We start from the raw sequence: 20,508 nt of genomic DNA on the forward strand, positions 1-20,508 counted from the left end.
CCCGCGGATCGCCCGCCGGGGCGGTACGCCCGTGCGCCCCCCTGGTTCCCGGAAGCGTCCCAGGCCCCGCCGCCACACTATTCCGGCGACGGTGCCCAGGAGCAGTGTCGCCGCGAGCACGACGACGCCGGGCAGGTCCATCAGGCCGCCTCGGCGTCCATCAGGGGGATGTCGGAGCCGGTGCCGGTGATCCGCAGGCCGCTGGAGGTGGACTCCATGTCGGTGGCGGTCAGGCCCAGGGGCAGCGGGGGGATCTGGAAGCTGGAGGTGAGCATGCCCGAGACCACGTCGCCGGCGCCGGAGGGGGCGTCACCGATCTGGATGTCGGTGGGGGCGACGGTCACGGTGTCGCCGTCCACGGTGAACTCGCCGCTGGCGTCGACGGAGGTGCTGATACCGGACCCGGGCAGGGCCAGCTCTCCGCTGATGCGGGGCTCTCCGCCCTCGGTGGCGACGGTGATTCCCTCAGGCAGATAGGCGTTGAAGTAGGAGTAGGGGACGGTGAAGGAGCCGTCCAGCCGCCCGGCCACAACACTGGGCTGGTCGAGCAGGTCCGCGAGGGGGGCATCGATGTCGGTGGCGGTGACGTCGACCTGCTCGACGGTGACACCGTCCATGGTGGCGGAGGCCGCGGTGATGTTGATCTCGGAGTAGGTGCCGCTGACCGCCTGCGGCAGGAAGGCCCAGCCCTCGATGGAGACCTCGGGCTCCTCCGACATCTGGAGCTGCTGGGTCATCTGGCGCGCGACCATGTTCTGCGCGAAGCTGCGCGCTCCCACGTCGGCCGCCACCACGAGGGCCGCCAGGAGGGCGAGGAGGACGACGAGGAACTTACGCATCGGAGATCCAACACACTTTCTTTCGTTCCGGCGCGCCTCGCGGCTGGATCGTCCCGCCGGTCTCGGTCACACGCCATCGGCGCCCGACGGGCGCCGGTCATGGAAAACCTGTAGGGAAGGGTACTTCACCCGGGATCGGACGCCTGGGGCCTTCCGGTAGTTCGTCGTACCTGCACAAGTACACCGATCTGAGACATTCCCCGATCACGGAGCGGGGCGGTCGCGGGGTTTCCCGGGACCGAGGACCGGGCTTCAGCGGGGCATCAGCATCGCGGCGAGGCCGTCACTGGCCGCCGCGCCCGCGAGGGAGAGTTCGATCACGTTGGTGGCGACCACGTACTGGGGGCTGAGGCGGGCGAACTCCAGGACGTGCGGCTGCCGCTCGTGCTCCTCCTGCGCCAGCTCGTCGCTGTAGATCGCGTAGACGATGCGCTGTAGCGGAGCGCTGGGCACCGTGTGGCAGGCGAACAGCAGGGTGTCGGGCTCCCGGGCGGACACCTGCGCCACGACGGCGTCGGCGATGCGGTCGAATCCCTGCGCCCGTCCGTCGGCGAGCGTGTAGATGGTGATGACGCCGCGCAGCTTCGCAGGCGGTGCCTGACGAACCGGCGGGCCGTCGTAGTAGTCGTCGTAGGGGTCGGCTTCGCGACGCTTACGGCGCACGGGTTCCTCCAGGAGGTCGTCGTCGAAGTCCTCGTCCGCGCCGTCGTAGTCCTCGTAGTCCTCGTAGCCGTCGTAGTCATCGTCGTCGTACGGGTCACGGCGGGGACGCGCGGCCAGGGCGGCCGCACCCCACATGGCGGAGACGGCGCCGAGCATCAGCAGCGGCCCTCCTGCCCCGAGGCCGAAACGGCCGGCCACGACGGAGAGCACCGCGGCCAGGGCGACCAGCCCCAGCACCGACAGGTCGGTGCCGCGGCTGGCGGAGTCGCGTCTGGCGACCGCGACGAACGCGATGACGAGGAGGACCGCGACGAACGCCTGCGCGGCGTTGGCGAGCGAGCGCGGGATGAGGTCGTAGTGGTCGCCCAGGGCGGGGTAGGAGTCGCCGAAGCGGGTACTCACCCGGTCGACGAACAGCACCACCAGGGGAACGATGGTGAACGCGCTGAGGAACAGGCGCGAGGTGAACCGGCCGCGAGGCGAGCGGACGCCGTACTCGAAGGCGCCCCAGGCCATGTAGAGCGGGCCCATGAGGCTGATACCGATGTGCAGCAGTCGGAAGGTGGTCTCGCCGAAGTCGAACATCGCCCCGACCACGCCCGCGCTGAGGCCGACCGTCGTACCCAGTGCGGCGATGAGCCAACCGACGGCGGCCACACTGGGACGGCGCTGTGCATACGCGGCGAGCGCGGCGGTGGCGCTCCAGCCCACCAACGCGCTTATGAATGCCAGTCCTACCGTCACCATCCCGACAATGATGCTGCACGCCAGCGGGTGGATGTGCACTCGGTACGGGTATGGGAGGTTCGCTTCGGGGAAGATCCCGCAGACTGGAGGCCCCTAGAGGGATTCACACTGTGATCTTCCTCACCAGCTTTACCGACGCATCCCAGTGGCCGAACCCGCACCGCGGGTGGCCGTAGGCTCGCACTACGCGGGGAGCGCCACCCCTGCGCCGCAGGCCCGACCGCACCGGAGGGCCGTCTCCCCCGCCCAAGCCAGGAGAGAACCGTGTCACACGACGCCGCGCCCCCGCCTCCGAACGGCCCCGGGGCCGCCTTCTTCGACGTGGACAACACCCTGATGCGGGGTGCCTCGATCTACCACTTCGCCCGCGGCCTGGCCTCCCGTGACCTGTTCACCACCCGCGACCTGGTGCGGTTCGCGTGGGGCCAGACGGTGTTCCGGGTGACCGGAAGCGAGCAGCCCGAGCACATCAACGCCGCGCGCGAGTCCGCGCTGGCCTTCGTGGCGGGGCACGATGTGAACGACCTCGTCGCCCTGTGCGAGGAGATCTACGACGACACCATGGCCGACCGGATCTGGGAGGGGACCCGGGCACTGGTCCAGGGGCACCTGGACGCGGGACGGCCGGTGTGGCTGGTGACGGCGACACCGGTGGAGCTGGCGCAGATCATCCGGCGGCGGCTGGGTCTGACCGGGGCGCTGGGCACCGAGGCCGAATGCGTGGACGGGGTGTACACGGGGCGGTTGAACGGGGACCTGCTGCACGGTCCGTCCAAGGCCGTGGCGGTGCGCTCACTGGCGCGGCAGGAGGGATGGGACCTGGCGTCCTGCTCCGCCTACAGCGACTCCTCCAACGACCTGCCGCTGCTGTCCCTGGTGGGACGCCCGCACGCGGTCAACCCGGACGCCGACCTGCGCCGGTACGCGCGTACGCACGGGTGGCCGGTGCACGACTTCCGGCGGCACCGGGCCGCGCTGCGGGTCGCCGTTCCGGCCGCCATGGCGGGCGCGGTCGCGGGCGCGGTGGCGCTGCGTGCGGTGAGGCACCACAGAGCGGGCTGAGGAGGAGGGCGTTCGCGAGGGTGGTCGGTGCCGACCGGGGGCCATGCGGTGGCGGACCTTCGTCCACCGTCCACAGGCCGTGGAGGAGCCGGGCGCCAGCCGCTGGACCGCGTGCGAGGGACTCGGGCCAGAAAAGGTACTGATTGCCCCAAAAGCTCTCAGGTGCCCTGACTGAACGTTTCCGGAGTCGGGCCGCACCCAAAGCCGGGTGAGGGGTGCTCAGCGTCTCAGCGTGCTTCTGGCGAGCGCGAGCACGTGAACGGGCCGCAGGCCACCACCTCGCGAGGACGAGCGGCGGCTGTCGGCGTAGGCGTCGAAGGCCTCCACCGAGCTGTAGGCGGGCGCCCAGTCCAGTTCCCGTTCCAGGGAGTCGGACTCCATCCCGGAGGTGTTCAGCCCCGCCTGCACAGCGCGGTAGGTACTGGAGCTCGCGTAGGCGATCCGGCCGTGCTTGGCCAACCCGCGCAACACCTTGAGACCGCGCGCGGGAACGGGGAGCCGCTGGCCGCCGACACGGCGCAGGCAGTGCGAAAGCGGGACCGGGTCCGATCCCGCCACGTCGAAGAACCCCGTGCTGTCGCTGAGTGCCATACGCACCAGCGCCTCGGCGCCGTCGTCCTCGTGCAGGAACTGCACGTGAGGATCACTGCCGAGCACCGTGGGCACGAAGCGTGAGTCCAGATAACGGGTGAGGGGAGTGCGCACAGAGGGACCGATGAGGTTGGCGAACCTCAGCACGGCCACCGACAGGTCGGGGCGACGGCGTTGCAGGCCGCGGGTGTGCCGCTCGACCTCGGCCGTGTCGTCGGCGTCCAGGGTGGCGCTGGACCGCACCACCAGGCGCCGGACGCTCGTGGAACGCTGGGCCGCACCGAGCACCCGCATGGTGCCCAGGACGTTGTCCTCCCGGTTCGGGCTGTTCTCGGTGTCCAGGCCCAGATGTAGGACGAGATCGGCACCGGAGTCGGTGACGATCCTGTCCAGGCTCCCGTCGTGCAGGTCGACGTGGGCGTACTCGACCCCCGTGTCCGTGGGCGGCGGTGAGGAGTCCGCACCGATCACCCGACGGACACCGGGCTCCTCGCGCAGGGCCTGCGCGACCCTGGCGGCCAAAGGGCTGGAAACCCCGGTGACGAGTACGACACGAGCCATGGCGACACGTTCCTTGAAAGGAGACGGGAACTGTTCCGGTAGGCCCGCGGACCGTTCACCCTGAGGGTGAACCGGCGACCGCGACCCGTGAGGCACAACAGCACCTCACCCAGAAAATTCCATTGCTGCGGCAAAGGCCGCGCAAGGACGAAGGTGTCTCCGCGCCCGGGGACGTGCCTGTGGCGCGCCCGCGCCCGCGGAGAGACGACGTTCGCCGCGACCGTCCTACTTCTTGTTGCGACGCGCGACACGCGTGCGCTTGAGCAGCTTGCGGTGCTTCTTCTTCGCCATCCGCTTACGGCGCTTCTTGATGACGGAACCCACGGGATCACCTTCTCGCTAACGAGAGTTACGGACATGCCGCACCGCTGGGCGGTGAAAACCGGCAAGGAACTCGGATGCGGCCGCTGGGCCCACTGAGCACCGACGCGCAGGACGCGAGGTGGCCGGTGCGACCGGGACGAGCCCGGGGAGGCCAGCGCTGGAGAGCGCACCCACCGCACCCGAAGCACCAGCTTACCGCCATGGGTAAGCGCTCCGACTCACGCCCCCGGAAGCGGGGGCTCGTCCTTGTACAGGGCGGCGGCCGGCTCAGCGTAACTTACGCTGGTCAGGCGCTGCTCGACGAAGGTCAACGAGGTCACGCTCGCCAGGTTGCACTCGCGCAGGTCCGGCCGGTGCCACAGGCGCTTCCCCTCGGACGCGCGGCGCGCCATCCAGATCGGCAGCTGGTGGCTGACGCACACGGCTTCGCGCCCCCACGCGGCGCGACGGGCGACCTTGACGGCCTCCACCATGCGGGCGACGATCTCGGTGTAGGGCTCTCCCCAGGACGGCAGGAACGGATTGTAGACCCGGCTGAACACGCGGGGATCGCGCACCGAGCGCCGTGACAGCGCCATGCCCTCGAACTTGTTGGCCGCCTCGATGAACCGATCGTCCAGGGTGACGGGCAGGTCCGTCGCCTTCTGGAGGGGAACGGCCGTCTCCTGGGTGCGGTCCATCGGCGAGGAGAACAGTGCCGCGATGTCGTGGCCGTCGAACCACTCGGCGGCCATCTCGGCCATCTGCTGGCCCCGGTCGCTGAGGTGGAAGTCAGGGAGTCTTCCGTAGAGCACCTTGCCTGGGTTGTACACCTCTCCGTGTCGCAGCAGGTGCACGACGGTGGTCGTCGTCATCGTGTGTGTCTTTCCTTCATGGTCGTGGGCGTTGGCAGGGTCAGCCCTGGGCCTCGGCCGCGGCCCGGGCCGCTCTGGGCAGCGCCGATACCACCCTGTCGACGGCGGCGTCGTCATGCGCCGCGGAGAAGAACCACGACTCGAAGGCGGCCGCCGGCAGGTACACGCCCTGGTCGAGCATGGCGTGGAAGAACGCGGAGAAGACCGCGGTGTCGGTGGTGCGCGCGGTGTCGAAGTCGACGACCTCGCGGTCGGTGAAGAACACCGTGAAGAGGCTGCCGCCGTTCTGGACTCGGTGGGCGACCCCGGCGGCGCCGAGCTCCTTGGAGACCTCGGCCCGAACCTGCTCGGAGACCCGGTCGACGCGGTCGTAGACCTCGGGGGTGGCGCCCCGCAGGGTGGCGATGCCGGCAGCGGTGGCCAGCGGGTTCCCGGACAGGGTGCCCGCCTGGTAGACGGGGCCGTCCGGGGCGAGGCGGTCCATGATCTCGGCGCGGCCGCCGAACGCGGCGGCGGGCAGGCCGCCGCCCATGACCTTGCCGAAGGTCATGAGGTCGGGGCTGACCTCCTCCAGGCCGTACCAGCCCGAGGCGCTGACGCGGAAGCCCGTGAGGACCTCGTCGAGGACGAGCAGGGCGCCGTTGGCGTGCGCGATCTCCTTGAGCCGGGCGTTGAACCCGGCCCGGGGCGGTACGACACCCATGTTGGCGGGGCAGGCCTCGGCGATGACACAGGCGATGTCGTCGCCGTGCTCGGCGAAGGCGCGCTCGACGGCCTCGGCGTCGTTGTAGGGCAGCACGAGGGTGTCGGCGGCGCTGGCCCCGGTCACGCCCGGTGAGTCGGGCAGGGCGAAGGTGGCCAGTCCGGACCCGGCGGCGGCCAGGAGCGCGTCAACGTGGCCGTGGTAGTTGCCCGCGAACTTGATGATCTTGCTGCGTCCGGTGAAGCCGCGCGCGAGGCGGATCGCGGACATGGTGGCCTCTGTGCCGGAGTTGACGAGGCGGACCTTCTCCACGGGGGTGCGTCCGACGATCAGCTCGGCGAGTTCGACCTCGCCGGGGGTCGGCGCGCCGTAGGAGGTCCCGGCCGCGACCGCGCCGTGGAGGGCCTCCACGACGGCGGGGGCGGCGTGGCCGAGGACGAGCGGTCCCCAGGAGCACACGAGGTCGACGTACTGGCGGCCGTCCGCGTCGGTGAGGTAGGGGCCCTCCCCCTTCACGAAGAAGGGCGGGGTGCCGCCGACGGCGCCGAAGGCACGCACGGGCGAGTTCACACCGCCGGGCACGACGGCGGAGGCACGCTGGAAAAGCTCTGCGGAAGTCTGTTGATTACCCACGTAACCAGTGTGTCAGCTGTTTCCCGCACCGGAGTCGTGACCCGCCCCGCACCGCCCGGGCGGCCGGATCCGAGCGTGTCCGTGCCCCGTCCCGGATCGGGACGGGGCACGTGGGGAGGGCGCTCAGACCTGTGCGGTGCGGCCGCCCGCGGGGGTGTCCACGGTGGCTTCGGAGGCGACGGCGGGAGCGGTCCGGCGGGCCGTGTCCGGTGTGTCCCGCCGGTCGGCGCGCACGAGGGGGCGCAGGCGCTCGTTCCGGGCGGCGCGGTCGACGAGCGCGGTCATCGGCCGGGACGCGGCCAGGGAGACCAGGACCGCCACGAGGGCACCGATGAGGAGGCCGACGGTGACGTCGTGCGGGTAGTGGGCGCCGACGAGGACCCGGGAGAAGGCCTCCAGGAGGGCCGTCAGGACGGCGACGACGGCGATGCGCCGCCAGGCGAGGACGAGGGCGGCGGCTGCCGCGCCGGCGATCGCGGAGTGGTTGCTCGGGAAGGACCAGTCGCCGACCGGGTCACAGGTGGCGATCGTGGCCAGGTCGGCCATGGCCTGGCACGGGCGCATCTGTTCGAAGAACGACTTCACCGTGCGGCTGGCCACGTAGGCGATGACGGTCGCGACGGGGGCGAACAGCGCCAGGCCGACCAGGCGCGGACCCATGGAGCGGGCGCGCCACCAGGCGGCGAGGAAGAGGACCGCGAACACGCCGAGGAGGAGGTCGGTACCCGTGTAGGCCGCGTTCTGCGCCCATGGGGGGAGGCCTTCCGTGAACTCGATCACGGCTCGGGACCAAGCGGCGCTGATGGCGAAGATCTGAGAGACCATCTCTCTCCAGTGGATCGTACGGGGAGGGTCGCGCGCTGGGGGAAGGGGCTGGGCGACGTTCCGCCGATAAGTGACGGGACTCCCACGGGATGATGACGGGAAAGGCATCATCCTGTCATCAACCGGCACCCCGGGAACCACCGAGAAGTGCCGTATCGACGAAAGGGTCGTGCGGAGCCGACGAAAGAATCGTCGATACCGATGAGTAACTTTGGTGGTGTCCATCCGTTGCCCCGAGACCGGAGCTGTCATGACCTCGAACTTCTCCACGGCGGACCTCATCGACGACCACGGCGACACCCTGCGCAGCTGCTCCACGCAGCTCCGCCGGTTCGGCGGGCACGAGGTGTTCTCCGGCCGGATCCGCACCGTCAAGTGCCATGAGGACAACGGCCTGGTCAAGCAGGTCCTCAACACCCCCGGCGACGGCGCGGTCCTGGTGGTGGACGGCGGCGGATCGCTCCGGTCGGCCCTGATGGGCGACATGATCGCCGAGGCCGCCGTGGCCAACGGCTGGGCCGGTGCCGTGATCTGGGGAGCGGTCCGCGACACACGCGCCCTCAGCGGTCTGGAGCTGGGGGTCAAGGCCCTGGGCTCCAACCCCCGCAAGTCCCTCAAGGACGGTGCCGGGCGCCTGGACGTGCCGGTGTCGTTCGGCGACGTCACGTTCGTCCCGGGTGAATGGCTCTACGGCGACGAGGACGGCGTGGTGGTGAACACCGAGGAGATCGGGGTCTGAACTCACGATCAAGCGGACATGACCGGAGGGGGTCACCGCGGTGACCCCCTCCGGTGGTTCTCCACCCCGCTCCGGTCCCCGGAGCCCGCTCGCCCCGTACCCTTTCGCTTCCCCCGTCTCTTTCCTCCCGCGCCTTGTCAGACCCGGCCGCGGATGAGGGGATAGGCCATCGCGAGGCCCATCGCGGGGAGCAGCAAAAGCGAGAGGAGGGACCACACCAGCGGATGGTCCACGAGCAGCGCGGCCGCCGACAGCACGAGGCCGACCAGCGCGACGGCGACCCTGACCGGTTGGTAGGCGGCCATCCACCAGCGGACGAGGACGTGGTCACGGCCGTCCTTCGGCTCCGGCCTCGGCACGCCCGCGCCGATACCGACCAGGAGCAGACCGACCGCCACACCCATCACCTGGGCGACCGGGACGTCCCATCCGGCCTGGGCGAAGGTGAGGGCTCCGTGCGTCACCAGCAGGAACGGGGCCAGCAGAGAGAGGACGGCGTTCATGGCCCGGGTCGTGCTCCGCGCCGTCGGCGTGCCGGGCAGCCCCAGCGCCTCCTGGACCCGGTGGCCGATGATCGCGCTCGCCGACAGCACGACCGTCAGGAACACGGTGCTCGCGGGCAGGGCCAGCGCGAGCACCACGCGGGGGACCGTGTCGGGGGTGCCGTCCAGGCTGGTCCTACCGCCGTGCACCGTCTCCGGGAGGTCGGGCCAGGCCGTCCAGGAGACGAAGGCCATGAGGGCGGTGACCGCCACCGCGACGAGGATGCCCAGAACGGGCAGGCGGGGCCTGTCGGTGTTCTTCTCCGTCGTGCTCTCCATACCACCCACTCCTTTTCCTCTCCTCTTCCGGTATTCGGAAACCATAGGGAGGACGGGGAAGAAAGCGCATCGAGCGTGCGGCATGGTGCGGTCACAGCGTTCACGCGGCCCCGGGCATGCCAGAGGTCATGGTGAGAATGTGCTTCGGATATGACCCCCGCACGGCGGGGCGCACATCGCTTTCCCGGCTACGCTCGAAGAATGCGCGCGCTCGGTTCCCTGCCCGACCTGTCCTCCTGGGTCACGCTGCACGAGAGCCGTCCGCCCAGGGTGCTGAAACTGCTCTTCTGGGGTGCGGTGGCGCTCACCCTGGCCCTCTACGGCCTGCTGTTCCTGAGCGGCCTGCTGCCCTTCCCCAGCGGTGATCCGACCGCCGACACTGCCGTGGCCGTCAGTGTCGTCGTCCTCTTGGTCTGCTGCACGCTGTGGCCGTTCCTTGCCTGGTCCTCGACATCGCCGTGGCCACGCAGGGCCGCCAGTGCGACCTTCCTCGTCCTCACGGTGCTCTGCATGCTCAGCAGCAACCACACGACGTTCCTGTTGCTGTGCGTGGGCACCATGAACGCGGTGGCCGTGTTCGGTCTGCCCGGCGGGATCGGCTACGGCTCCATCGTCCTGGTCTTCAGCCTCGTCCTGCCCCTGCTGATACCCGAGCTGACGTTCGTGTCGGGGCTGCTCACTGGGATGGTCCTGTCGTTCATCGTGGTGGCGTCGGGGATGGTGTTCGTCGGCCTGACCGTGGCCGCGCGACGGGCCGAGCGCACGCAGGAACTCCTGGCCGCGCTGGAGGACGCGCACGGGGAGCTGGGGAGGGCGCACGAGGAACTGCGCCACCGCTCCGAACGCATGCGCGAGCTGACCGTCGCGGAGGAGCGGGCCCGCATGTCCAGGGAGATGCACGACAGTACCGGTCACTACCTGACCGTGCTCGCCATGTCGCTGTCGAACGCGCTGCGCTTTCGTACCGCCCGGCCCGACGCCGCGTGGGAGGAGGTGGAGCAGGCCCGCGAACTCGTCCGGGACGCCCTCACCGACACCCGGCGCTGGGTGCGCGCGCTGCGCCCCCTGGGGCTGGAGGGACGCGCGGGGATGGCAGCGATGCGGGCGCTGGCGGACTCCTTCGACGGTGGCGGCATCCGCATCGCCTTCACCGCCACCGGTGACGACGGCGGCACCGACTGGCCGGACCTGCCGGAGGAGGCCGAACTGGTCTGCTACCGGGCGCTCCAGGAGGGTCTGACGAACGCGATGCGCCATTCGGGCGCCGACCGGATCGAGGTCGGGGTGGACGCCCGCGCCGACGGGGTCACGGTCACGGTGTCCGACAACGGCGGCGGCGCCCCGGAGGGGGCGGTGCGCGACGGCTTCGGGCTGCGCGGCCTGGCCGAACGGGTCGAGGCCGCGGGCGGGACGGTGACCACCGGCAACGTGGTCGCGGAGGGCGCGGAAGCGCCGGACGTCCGCGGTTTCCGTCTCCGGGCGGAGGTTCCCGCGCGCGTCACGGAACGAGAGACTGTCCCCAGCGAGGCTGGAGGCACCGCGTGACCACTGTTTCGGTTCTGATCGTCGACGACCAGGTTCTGATGCGGCAGGGCCTGCGCAAACTGCTGGAGACCGAAGAGGGCGTCGACGTGGTCGGTGACGCCGCGAACGGGGTCGAGGCCCTGGACTTCCTGGCGGCCGCCGACCCGCTCCCGGAGGTGGCCCTGGTGGACGCCCGCATGCCGCGCATGGACGGGATCACCCTCATCGGCCGGATGCGCGCGGAGTACCCGCGGGTACCCGCTCTCGTACTGACCACGTTCGACGACGAGGAACTGGTCTTCGGCGGCCTGCGCGCCGGGGCGCGCGGCTATCTGCTCAAGGACGTCCCGCCGGACGAACTGGTGACGGCGATCCGCCGGGTGGCCCGGGGAGAGACCGTCCTGGGCGATCCCGCCGCCCAGAGCCTGGTGGCCGCCCTGGGTCCGGACCCCGGATCCGCGCCGGTGGAGCCGACCGTCCCCGTGGCCGCGTCACCGCTGTCGGAACGCGAGGGGGAGGTGTCCCGACTGGTGGGTACGGGCGCCACCAACCGGGAGATCGCGCGCGTCCTGTTCATCACCGAGGGCACCGCGAAGAACCACGTCACGAGCATCCTGCGCAAGCTCGGCCTGCGCGACCGCACCCGGCTCGCCCTGTGGGTGAACGGCCAGAAGGAGTAGACCGCGTTCCTTGGACCGTTCCCCGCGACCTAACCGGTGAACTCCTCGCTGGCGTCGGCGAGGATGCCGAGCACCGCGATCGGGTCGGGCAGCACCACGGGACCACCCGTGTCATGAGGGGCCCGGATCCAGGTGAACCGGCCGCCGAAGGGAAGCTGCGACGGGGCTCCGAGCACGAAGCTGTTCCGGCAGTGCCAGCGCAGGCCCGGCATGTCCTCCACGGCCTCGGGCACGCAGTCCAGGTGGCAGGACCACCACTCGTCCTCGTCCACCGGGGAGCGGGTGGCCACGAAGAACAGGTAGCGGGAGGACTCCGCCGCCACGGGGCCCGAGGGCACACCCGAGCGGCCCATCCGGGCCAGCGCCATCACGCCCGCCTCGCGGGGCACGTCGAACACGTCGAAGACCCGTCCCGTGGGCAGGACGATGTTCGCCTCCGGTGTGGCCGTCCACCACCGGCGGATGGTGTCGGTGTCGGTGCTGGCCTCCACGCCCCAGGCCATCGTCACCGGATGCGCCGCCGGGTCCGGACAGCCCATCCGGTCACAGCTGCACGCTCGGTCCTGGCCGGGTGAGGTGCCGCGTGCCACGGGCCAGCCCAGTCGGGCGTAGCCCAGCGCGGCGTCGAGCATGCTGTCCGTCGCATGGCGCCGTTTACGTCGGTGCAGAACCTCGGCCATGGAGCCTCCCCGGTGGTCCTCGTGATCCAGGCGCGGCCTCGACGTCGTGGGGCCCGCGCCCGGCGACCGCGACCGGGATGAGGCCTGGTCGCGCTACCGCAGCATGCGGGCGGCCTCGGTCGCCCAGTAGGTGAGGATCTGCTCGGCCCCTGCCCGCCGGTACGAGGTCAGGGCCTCCAGGACGGCCCGCTCGCGGTCGATCCAGCCGCGTTCCGCCGCGGCCTCGATCATCGCGTACTCACCGCTGACCTGGTAGGCCGACACGGGGACCGGGGAGGCCTCGGCCACCTTGGCCACGATGTCGAGGTAGGCCAGACCCGGTTTGACCATCACCATGTCGGCTCCCTCGGCCACGTCCAGGGCGACCTCGCGCAGGGCCTCGCGCGCGTTGGCCGGATCCTGCTGGTAGCCGGAGCGGTCGCCGGACTGGGGCGCGCCCTCGGCGGCCTCGCGGAAGGGGCCGTAGAAGGCCGACGCGTACTTGGCGGCGTAGGCCAGGACCGGTACCTGCTGATGCCCGGCGCGGTCCAGGCCGGCGCGGATGGCCGCGACCTGGCCGTCCATCATGCCGCTGGGCGCCACCACGGCGGCGCCCGCCTCGGCCTGGGCCGCGGCGATGGAGGCGTACCGCTCCAGGGTGAGGTCGTTGTCGACGTGCCCGTCGGTCAGCAGCGGGCCGCAGTGGCCGTGGTCGGTGTACTCGCACAGGCACAGGTCGGCCATCACCACGATGTCGTCCCCGACCTCGGCGTCCAGGTCGCGCAGCGCCACCTGGACGACCCCCTCGGGGTCGTCGGCGGCCGAACCCCGCTCGTCCTTGTGGCCGGGGATGCCGAACAGCATCAGACCGCCGACCCCGGCGGCGGCCGCCTCGTGAGCGGCCTTGCGCAGGCTGTCACGGGTGTGCTGCACCTGGCCGGGCATCGAGGAGATCGCCACCGGCTCGGAGATCCCCTCCTTGACGAACATCGGTAGGACGAGGTTCTCCGGGAGCACCCGGGTCTCGGCGACCAGGCGGCGCAGCGCCGGTCCGCGGCGCAGGCGGCGCGGCCGGGCTACGGGGAAGACGGCGTCGTTGCTGGAAGCGGTCATCGCGGGGCTCCCGGTGTGGGTTCTTGCGGCGGGCTGGCGGCGGGGCGGGGCTCAGAGCTTGCGTCGGCGCCCGCGCCGCTTCTGGCTGGGCTTGAGGACGGGCTTGCCCGCCTCGACGGCTTCGTGCCTCTTCGCGGCACCGTACTCCGAAAGAGCGTGCGCGAGGGCGGAAACGGAGGCCTTCGGTGCCACGACGTCCACACGCAGGCCGAACTCGATCGCGGTCTTCTCCGTCTCGGGTCCGATCACGGCGATGGCGGTGGTGTTGTGCGGCTTGCCCGCGATCCCCACCAGGTTGCGCACCGTGGAGGAGGACGTGAACAGCACCGCGTCGAAACCGCCGCCCTTGATCGCCTCACGGACGGGCGCGGGCGGGGGCGCGGCGCGCACGGTGCGGTAGGCGGTGACGTCGTCGACCTCCCAGCCGAGCTTGTCCAGGCCCGCGGCCAGGGTCTCGGTGGCGATGTCGGCGCGCGGCAGCAGCACGCGCTCGATCGGGTCGATCTCGGCGTCGTAGGGCGGCCACACCGACACCAGGCCCGCGCTGGACTGCTCTTCCTCGGGCGGGGCCAGGTCGGGCTGGATGCCGAAGGCACGCACCGCCCTGGCGGTGGCCTCGCCGACGACGGCGACCTTGACCCCGGCGAAGGCACGCGCGTCCAGGCCGTAGGACTCCAGTCGCTCCCGGATCGCCCGGACCGCGTTGACGGAGGTGAAGGCCACCCACTGGTAGCGGCCGGTGACCAGGCCGCGGACGGCGCGCTCCATCTGCTGAGGGGTGCGCGGCGGTTCCACGGAGATGGTCGGCACCTCCTCGGGCACCGCGCCGTAGCCGCGCAGCTGGTCGGACAGGGCGGCCGCCTGCTCCTTGGTGCGGGGCACCAGGACGCGCCAGCCGAACAGCGACCGGGTCTCGTACCAGGACAGGTCGTGCTGGCGGGCCGCGGCGGGGCCGACGATCATCAGCGCGGGCGCGGTGGCGTGGTGGCCCTTGGCGTCCTTGGCCTTGAGGTCGGCGACCAGCCGGGCCAGCGTGGAGGTGACCGTGGTCTGGCGTGTGGTTCCCCCGGCGCGCACGACCGAGACGGGGGTGGTGGCGGGGCGGCCGCCCGCGACGAGGGTCTTGCACAGCACGTCGAAGCCGGGGCCCTGGTGCTCGGGGGGCTCTCCCGCGGGCGCGTCGGCGCCCATGACGACCAGGGTGGCGCCGCTGGCGGCGGCCTCGTGCCAGTCGACCCCGCCCTCGCTGCGGGCGTTGAGCACGCGCACCTCGGGGCTGTCCGCGTTCATCAGCGGCACGCCCGCGAAAGCCGGTACGGAGGTGATGGCGGAGACGCCCGGGGCGACCTCGACCTCCACCCCGGCCTCATGGCAGGCGGCGACCAGTTCGGCACCGCGGCAGCCGAAGAAGGGATCGCCGGAGTACAGGCGGACCACCCTCCGTCCCTCCCGGGCACGGGTCACCGCGAGGGCGTTGACGTCGCCGCCGCACTCGGCCGCCTCCACCACGGAGACGTCCTCGGAGCAGTGGGCGAGGAGTTCGTCGCGGTAGCCCGCGAGCTCCTCTGCGGCTGGCTCACGCAGCGTGATGACCACGTCGGCCCGGCGCAGCAGCTCGGCGCCGCGCAGGGTCAGCAGGTCGGCACCACCCGGCCCGGAACCGACAAGGGCGACGTGTCCGGACCGCGTGGTGGTACGCGGCTCCTCCGGCGGGGGATTGGCGTTGGCGTTCACGTACTGGCTCCTCTGTGTGGGTCGCCCGCGCCCCGGTGCGCGGTATCCGGGACGGTTGCGGATGCGGCGGGCTCCGGCCGAGGACGCCCGCCGTCGGCTCCTGGTTAGGGTGTGTCCCTCTCCGCGAAGGCCTCCGCCACGATGCGGTCGGCTCCCTCGTCGATCATCTGGCCGGCCAGGTCCCGGCCGAGCGCGGTGGCGGCGGTCAGGTCCTCAGGCGAGTCGAGGCCGATGGTGCGCTCGCGGCGCACGGCGCTGGACCCGTCGGTGGCGACCACGGCGGCGCGCAGGCGCAGGCGGCCGGTCTCGGCGTCGTACTGGGCGTAGGCGCCGACCGGGGCGGCGCATCCGGCCTCGAGCTCGGCGAGCACGGTGCGCTCGGCCGCGACCTCGACCCGGGTGGCGGGGTGGTCGACCGAGGCCAGGTAGGCGAGGTCGCCGTCGCGGCGCTCGGCGGAGCACTCGACGGCGAGGGCGCCCTGGCCGGGCGCGGGCAGCATCTGCTCGGGTTCGAAGACCTCGGTGGCGTCGTCCGCGCGGCCGACTCGGCCGAGTCCGGCGTAGGCGAGGACGACGGCGTCGAGTTCGCCGGAGGCGACCTTGCCCAGGCGGGTCTCGGCGTTGCCGCGGATCGGCGTGTAGGCCAGGTCCGGGCGCAGCAGTGCGAGCTGGGCGACGCGGCGCGGCGAGCCGGTGCCGACCCTGGCACCCGCGGGCAGGTCGGCGAACTTGAGGCCGTCGCGGGCGCACAGGGCGTCGCGCGGGTCGTCGCGCTCGGGGATCGCGGCCAGCACGAGCCCCTCGGCGGGGGTGGTGGGCAGGTCCTTGAGCGAGTGGACGGCGAAGTCGACGGTGCCCGCGTGGAGCTCGTCGCGCAGGGCGTTGACGAACACTCCGGTGCCGCCGAGCTGGGTCAGGTGGGCCTTGGTGACGTCGCCGAAGCTGGTGATCAGCTCCAGCCCGATCGCCCGGCCGGTGCGCTCGGTGATGGCGTCGGCGACCATCCGCGACTGGCTGGTGGCCATGGCGCTGCGACGGGTGCCGAGCTTGGCCGGGGTGTCATGGGCGGGCGTGCCGGTCATGGCTTCTCCTGAGCGGTCGGTGCCGCGGTGGCGGGTTCCTCGGGAGCGGCCAGCGCCTCCGGGCTCCCGGGGTCGAGTGCGAAGAGTTCCCGCAGGGCCGCCTCGTAGGACTCCCCGTCCGGCGCGGCGGCCAGTTCCTTGACCCGCACGGTCGGTCTGTGCAGGAGTTTATCGGCAACACGGCGCATGGCGCGGGTGATCTCCTCACGCGTGCGGTCGTCGAGGTCGTCGGGAAGGCGTCCGTGCAGGCGCGACAGTTCGGACTCCACGACGTCCTTGGCCTGGGCGCGCAGGGCGACGACGGTGGGGGTCACCTGGTGGGCGCGGCGGACCGCGCGGAACTCGGCGGCCTCCTCGTCGACGATGCCGCGCACGAGGGTGAGGGCGCTGTCACGGCCCACGTCGGCACCGGGGGCCGTGGCCGCGGCCTGGCGCAGGTCCTCGATGTCGACCAGGTCGGTGCCGGGCAGCCCGCGCACGGCGGGGTCGATGTCGCGGGGCAGCGCGAGGTCGAGGAAGGCCAGCGGGCGCGTGCGTCCGGCGGTGGCGGCGGCCACGGCCTCAGCGGTGAGGACGAGGCCCTGGGCGCCGGTGCAGGAGATGACGAGGTCGACGCCTTCGAGGACGCCGGCGGCCTCCTCGAAGGCGACGGCACGGGCGTCGACGGTCTCGTAGGCCTCGGTGAGGCACTCCGCGAGCCGGGCGGCGCGCTCGAAGGTGCGGTTGGCCACCACGACCGACGCCGCGCCCTGGCGGGAGACGGTGTTGGCGGACAGGGCGCTCATGGAGCCGGCGCCGAGGACGAGGACGCGAACGCCCGTGAGGGGCCCGTGCGCGGGCTGGGCGAGGCCGGGAGTGTCGGCGGTGTCCCCGGGGTCGGCGGACATGGGGCAGCCCGCTGGGGGCACGGCGTCCACGGCCGGGACGGTCTGGTCCGCGGTGGTCCGGGGGGCGCCGGTCGGGCCGAGGCCCAGACCGCCGGACGCCACGGTGAGGCCGAAGCTGACCATGTCGGCGCCCGCGTGGTCCAGGTGGGTTTCGGTGTGGGCGCGCTTGCCCACGCGCAGGGCACGCTGGCCGAGGTCGTTGAGGACGCGGCCGACCGAGCCGGTCTCCTGGCCCTCCTTGAGGGCGTCGCGCACCTGGCCGAGGATCTGCCCCTCACCGACGACCATGGAGTCCAGGCCGCAGGTGACGGAGAACAGGTGCTGGACGGCACGATCCTCGTAGTGCACGTACATGTGCTCGGAAAGCTCCCCGAGGGGGACCCCCGTGTGCCAGGAAAGGAGTTCGGTGATGGCCGAGACTCCGCCGTGGAAGGCCGAGACGTCGGCGTAGACCTCGGTGCGGTTGCAGGTGGAGACCACCATGACCTCGCTGACGGAGTCGGAGCCGATCATCTCCCCGACCGCCTTGGTGCGCGTCTCCCCGTTCAGCGCGACACGTTCGAGCAGCGCCACCGGCGAACTCCGGTGGCTCAACCCCACGGCCAGGACACTCATCCGCATTCTCCTATGCAGGCACTACACAGCGTCTTCGTATGCTCCAGGAAGCGGCCAGACCCCCGGAAGTGCGGCGCACGCTCGCTCATCGCCCACCGCTCATGCGGGCCTCACGGCCCTGAATCGTCGAAGTCTCACGTCAGTTCCAGTCCCGCGCGTTCCGTGCCCCGGCCGTCGCCATCGGCCCTACGCTGCGCGTGAAAGGCGAGGATCTGGAGTTCGATGGACAAGTCGACCTTACGCACATCGACTCCATCCGGCACATTGAGGACGACCGGCGCGAAGTTGAGGATGCTGGCCACCCCCGCGTCGACGAAACGCGTCGCCACGCCCTGGGCCGCGGCCGCCGGTGTCGTGATGACGCCGATGGAGACGCCCTTGGTGCGCACAACCTCCTCCAGGTTGTCAATATGCCTGACGTCAAGGGACGCCACGCTCTGTCCGACCATCGCCGGGTCGGCGTCGAGCAGGGCCGCGATACGGAAGCCGCGGGTGCCGAAGCCCCCGTAGTTGGCCAGTGCGCGGCCCAGGTTGCCGATGCCGACGATGGCCACGGCCCAGTCCTGGGTGAGACCAAGCTCACGTGAGATCTGGTAGACGAGGTACTCGACCTCGTACCCGACTCCGCGCGTTCCATAGGACCCGAGGTGGGAGAGGTCCTTGCGCAGCTTGGCCGAGTTCACGCCGGCCGCGGAGGCGAGGGCTTCGGAGGAGACGGTGAGGATCCCGCGGTCCTGGAGCGCCTGGAGAGCGCGCAGATAGACGGGGAGCCGGGCCACGGTGGCCTCCGGAATGCCCCTCTCCCGGGGCTGTGGCGGGCGACTGATCACAGGCGGGCGCTCCTGGGCGGCGGTCGGTGCGGGCGGGTGCGGGGACGGTCCGCGCGGGAGACGGGCCGCGCGGCCCGGCGCCGGGAGCGGGAGGACTGCCGCCCGCTCCCCCGACAGGTCTGGAACCCCTAGATTACGTGCTTGTGAAAGCACGCACAAAGTGGGGTCCGCTGTGACAGTGGGCTCATAATTTCCCACGTGGAAGGGCCTTGACACGTCTCCCGTAAATCAGGAGTTCGGGTTACGGCATTCAGGACAACCGGAATAACGCGGATGTGAGGTTTTGTGGACACAACAGACTTTTTCGCTCCATCGAGCACGCTCCCACTCAGTCGCCGAGGGCGGCGCGCAGGCGGTCCCCGCTGACCCTCCAGAAATCGTGGCGGCGACCGTCCACGAACGTCACCGGGACCTTGTCCCAGTACTCCTCCCGGTCTGCTTCGCCCACATCGTCCAACTGCTCCTGAGCCCGGCTCGCGCCGAGCTCATCAGTGACCCGCCCGATGACCTCCCAGGCGTCCTCGCACAGGTGGCACCCCGGCTTGCCGAGCATCACCACGCGCGCACGGCCCGCCCACTCGGGGGTTTCCCTCATGTTCCCTCCCTGTTTCCCAGCCGTTTCGCCCTACTCATCCGCCCGCGAAGGGCGGTAGGACCTCGATCACAGTCCCGTCCGCGACCGCGACCTCGCCGTGCGGCCTGCGCCCGACGGGGCGCTCGTCGACCAAGAGCGACGAAGACCCGAGTACGCGCTGGAAACGGTCTTCGGGATGCAGCCGACACGCCGTCGCGAGGACCTCTTCGAGTGTGGTGGCCGCGACCGTTTCCTCAGCGGTTCCAGCCGCTTCCTTGGCCGCTGCCCAGTACCTGATAGTGCACTTCGCCATCTGTTGATTATCCTTGGTGTTGCTCGGAGGCGACGTACAAGACATCTTCACCCGGGGGCAATGGCGCCTTCGATCGCCCGTACAGCGCGGGATGACGAGAAGAGACGCATGAGCCATCTGCTTCTGTTGACGAACTCGAACGAACCGTCGGACCACGTACTGCCCGCTCTCGGCCTCCTCCTGCACTCTGTGCGGGTGGCACCGGCCGAGGCCGGGGCGCTACTGGCCTCAGGCGCGGCCGGCGGTTCCAGCTCACCGGTCGACGCCATTCTGGTCGATGCCAGAACCGATCTCGCCGCGGCCCGCAACTTCTGCCGCCTGCTCGACACCACCGGCCTGGACTGCCCGTTGATCGTCATCCTCACCGAGGGCGGCGTGGCGGCGCTGACCACCGACTGGCAGGCGGACGACTTCGTGCTGGCCACCGCAGGTCCCGCGGAGGTCGAGGCACGCCTGCGGCTGGCCGTCGGATCGGCCGACGCCGGGACGGACGACCCCGACGAGATCCGCAGGGGTGACCTCGTCATCGACGAGGCCACCTACATCGCACGTCTGCGCGGCCGCATCCTCGATCTCACCTTCAAGGAGTTCGAGCTGCTCAAGTTCCTGGCGCAGCACCCGGGCCGGGTGTTCACGCGGGCGCAGCTGCTTCAGGAGGTATGGGGCTACGACTATTTCGGCGGCACCCGCACCATCGACGTCCACGTGCGGCGCCTGCGCGCCAAGCTGGGCTCGGAGTACGAGTCCCTGATCGGCACCGTACGCAACGTGGGCTACCGCTTCGTGCCCGACACGGCGTCCAAGGCCTCCTCGGCCCAGGCCAAGGACACCGATCCGCTGCCCGCCGCCCGGACCGCCGAGTCCGGCAGCCGTTAGACAAGGCCCGCGGGCCGTGGCCACACGTCCGCGGACGGGTCCGGGGCGCCGCGCATCGCGTGGGCGCCCCGGACCCGTCCGTGCCCTCTGCCACCGCGATATGACCAACGGTGCGGAAGCGGGCGCTCGAACACTCGTTTTCGGCGGCCACAGGTCCTAAGATCATGGGGCACCCGAACGCCGGGACGTCAGGCGCGGCGAACTCCTCGCGGCCGGGTGTGCCGAAACCGCTTTGGCGCGCCATCCGCTAGGAGGAGAA

Annotated in this window: 21 protein-coding genes; 5 read left to right on the forward strand and 16 right to left on the reverse strand. The window is 71.3% G+C overall.

Going from position 1 to position 20,508, the window contains the following annotated elements; genetic code table 11:
* Positions 1-140 precede the first annotated feature (140 nt).
* Together AC0T5L_RS03370 and AC0T5L_RS03375 are read right to left on the reverse strand one after the other, a co-directional pair.
* Complete coding sequence (locus tag AC0T5L_RS03370) at positions 141-839, reverse strand: LmeA family phospholipid-binding protein (protein WP_476163845.1); 699 nt, start codon at positions 837-839, stop codon at positions 141-143.
* A gap of 252 nt (positions 840-1,091) precedes the next feature.
* Positions 1,092-2,249: a putative quinol monooxygenase gene (locus AC0T5L_RS03375; RefSeq protein WP_476163846.1), complete on the reverse strand. Its 1,158-nt coding sequence runs from the start codon at positions 2,247-2,249 to the stop codon at positions 1,092-1,094.
* Positions 2,250-2,513: 264 nt separating this feature from the next.
* On the opposite strand from AC0T5L_RS03375, the gene AC0T5L_RS03380 reads away from it, so the two are divergent.
* On the forward strand, positions 2,514-3,311 hold the full coding sequence (locus AC0T5L_RS03380; RefSeq protein WP_476163847.1) for an HAD family hydrolase: 798 nt from the start codon (positions 2,514-2,516) through the stop codon (positions 3,309-3,311).
* Positions 3,312-3,530: 219 nt separating this feature from the next.
* Here AC0T5L_RS03380 and AC0T5L_RS03385 read toward each other — a convergent pair whose 3' ends face one another.
* The 5 genes from AC0T5L_RS03385 to AC0T5L_RS03405 form a co-directional block, all read right to left on the reverse strand.
* The gene (locus AC0T5L_RS03385; RefSeq protein WP_476163848.1) at positions 3,531-4,463 is read right to left on the reverse strand and encodes an NAD-dependent epimerase/dehydratase family protein; all 933 of its coding nucleotides are present in this window, start codon (positions 4,461-4,463) and stop codon (positions 3,531-3,533) included.
* A 225-nt stretch (positions 4,464-4,688) separates the two neighbouring features.
* Positions 4,689-4,787: a 30S ribosomal protein bS22 gene (locus tag AC0T5L_RS03390; RefSeq protein WP_013155353.1), complete on the reverse strand. Its 99-nt coding sequence runs from the start codon at positions 4,785-4,787 to the stop codon at positions 4,689-4,691.
* 218 nt (positions 4,788-5,005) lie between these two features.
* The gene (locus tag AC0T5L_RS03395) at positions 5,006-5,641 is read right to left on the reverse strand and encodes a histidine phosphatase family protein (protein WP_476163849.1); all 636 of its coding nucleotides are present in this window, start codon (positions 5,639-5,641) and stop codon (positions 5,006-5,008) included.
* A gap of 40 nt (positions 5,642-5,681) precedes the next feature.
* Positions 5,682-6,977 carry a glutamate-1-semialdehyde 2,1-aminomutase gene (gene hemL / locus AC0T5L_RS03400; protein WP_476163850.1) on the reverse strand — a complete coding sequence of 432 codons (1,296 nt, stop codon included), beginning with the start codon at positions 6,975-6,977 and terminating at the stop codon, positions 5,682-5,684.
* 123 nt (positions 6,978-7,100) lie between these two features.
* Positions 7,101-7,802 (reverse strand): phosphatase PAP2 family protein, encoded by a 702-nt coding sequence (locus AC0T5L_RS03405; RefSeq protein WP_476163851.1) that lies wholly within the window; start codon positions 7,800-7,802, stop codon positions 7,101-7,103.
* A 250-nt stretch (positions 7,803-8,052) separates the two neighbouring features.
* Between AC0T5L_RS03405 and rraA the strand changes: the two genes are divergently transcribed.
* Entirely contained in the window at positions 8,053-8,541 is a 489-nt protein-coding gene (gene rraA, locus AC0T5L_RS03410) for a ribonuclease E activity regulator RraA (RefSeq protein WP_476163852.1), read from the forward strand.
* Between the two features lie 137 nt (positions 8,542-8,678).
* Here the strand turns inward: rraA and AC0T5L_RS03415 are convergent, their stop codons facing one another.
* A complete protein-coding gene (locus AC0T5L_RS03415; RefSeq protein ID WP_476163853.1) occupies positions 8,679-9,362 on the reverse strand; it encodes an SdpI family protein in 684 nt (227 codons plus the stop codon).
* A 201-nt stretch (positions 9,363-9,563) separates the two neighbouring features.
* Between AC0T5L_RS03415 and AC0T5L_RS03420 the strand changes: the two genes are divergently transcribed.
* A complete protein-coding gene (locus AC0T5L_RS03420; protein WP_476163854.1) occupies positions 9,564-10,907 on the forward strand; it encodes a histidine kinase in 1,344 nt (447 codons plus the stop codon).
* The gene (locus AC0T5L_RS03425; RefSeq protein ID WP_476163855.1) at positions 10,904-11,566 is read left to right on the forward strand and encodes a response regulator; all 663 of its coding nucleotides are present in this window, start codon (positions 10,904-10,906) and stop codon (positions 11,564-11,566) included. Before AC0T5L_RS03420 ends, AC0T5L_RS03425 begins: the two co-directional genes overlap by 4 nt.
* A gap of 29 nt (positions 11,567-11,595) precedes the next feature.
* On the opposite strand, the gene AC0T5L_RS03430 is transcribed toward AC0T5L_RS03425, so the two are convergent.
* From AC0T5L_RS03430 to AC0T5L_RS03465, 8 genes are all read right to left on the reverse strand, one after another.
* Entirely contained in the window at positions 11,596-12,246 is a 651-nt protein-coding gene (locus AC0T5L_RS03430; protein WP_476163856.1) for a bifunctional DNA primase/polymerase, read from the reverse strand.
* Positions 12,247-12,339: 93 nt separating this feature from the next.
* Positions 12,340-13,338: a porphobilinogen synthase gene (gene hemB, locus AC0T5L_RS03435; RefSeq protein ID WP_476163857.1), complete on the reverse strand. Its 999-nt coding sequence runs from the start codon at positions 13,336-13,338 to the stop codon at positions 12,340-12,342.
* 51 nt (positions 13,339-13,389) lie between these two features.
* Positions 13,390-15,072 (reverse strand): bifunctional uroporphyrinogen-III C-methyltransferase/uroporphyrinogen-III synthase, encoded by a 1,683-nt coding sequence (locus AC0T5L_RS03440; RefSeq protein ID WP_476163858.1) that lies wholly within the window; start codon positions 15,070-15,072, stop codon positions 13,390-13,392.
* A gap of 104 nt (positions 15,073-15,176) precedes the next feature.
* Positions 15,177-16,154 carry a hydroxymethylbilane synthase gene (gene hemC, locus AC0T5L_RS03445; RefSeq protein WP_476163859.1) on the reverse strand — a complete coding sequence of 326 codons (978 nt, stop codon included), beginning with the start codon at positions 16,152-16,154 and terminating at the stop codon, positions 15,177-15,179.
* Positions 16,151-17,656, reverse strand: coding sequence for a glutamyl-tRNA reductase (locus AC0T5L_RS03450; RefSeq protein WP_476163860.1), 1,506 nt, complete (start codon positions 17,654-17,656; stop codon positions 16,151-16,153). Before AC0T5L_RS03450 ends, hemC begins: the two co-directional genes overlap by 4 nt.
* Positions 17,657-17,790: 134 nt before the next feature.
* Positions 17,791-18,486 carry a redox-sensing transcriptional repressor Rex gene (locus tag AC0T5L_RS03455; protein ID WP_476163861.1) on the reverse strand — a complete coding sequence of 232 codons (696 nt, stop codon included), beginning with the start codon at positions 18,484-18,486 and terminating at the stop codon, positions 17,791-17,793.
* A 328-nt stretch (positions 18,487-18,814) separates the two neighbouring features.
* The gene (locus tag AC0T5L_RS03460) at positions 18,815-19,081 is read right to left on the reverse strand and encodes a glutaredoxin family protein (RefSeq protein WP_476163862.1); all 267 of its coding nucleotides are present in this window, start codon (positions 19,079-19,081) and stop codon (positions 18,815-18,817) included.
* A gap of 34 nt (positions 19,082-19,115) precedes the next feature.
* Complete coding sequence (locus tag AC0T5L_RS03465; protein ID WP_476163863.1) at positions 19,116-19,373, reverse strand: MoaD/ThiS family protein; 258 nt, start codon at positions 19,371-19,373, stop codon at positions 19,116-19,118.
* A gap of 108 nt (positions 19,374-19,481) precedes the next feature.
* On the opposite strand from AC0T5L_RS03465, the gene AC0T5L_RS03470 reads away from it, so the two are divergent.
* Entirely contained in the window at positions 19,482-20,249 is a 768-nt protein-coding gene (locus AC0T5L_RS03470; protein WP_476163864.1) for a winged helix-turn-helix transcriptional regulator, read from the forward strand.
* The last annotated feature ends 259 nt before the right edge of the window (positions 20,250-20,508 follow it).

The organism is Nocardiopsis sp. TRM 82005 (assembly GCF_056312425.1).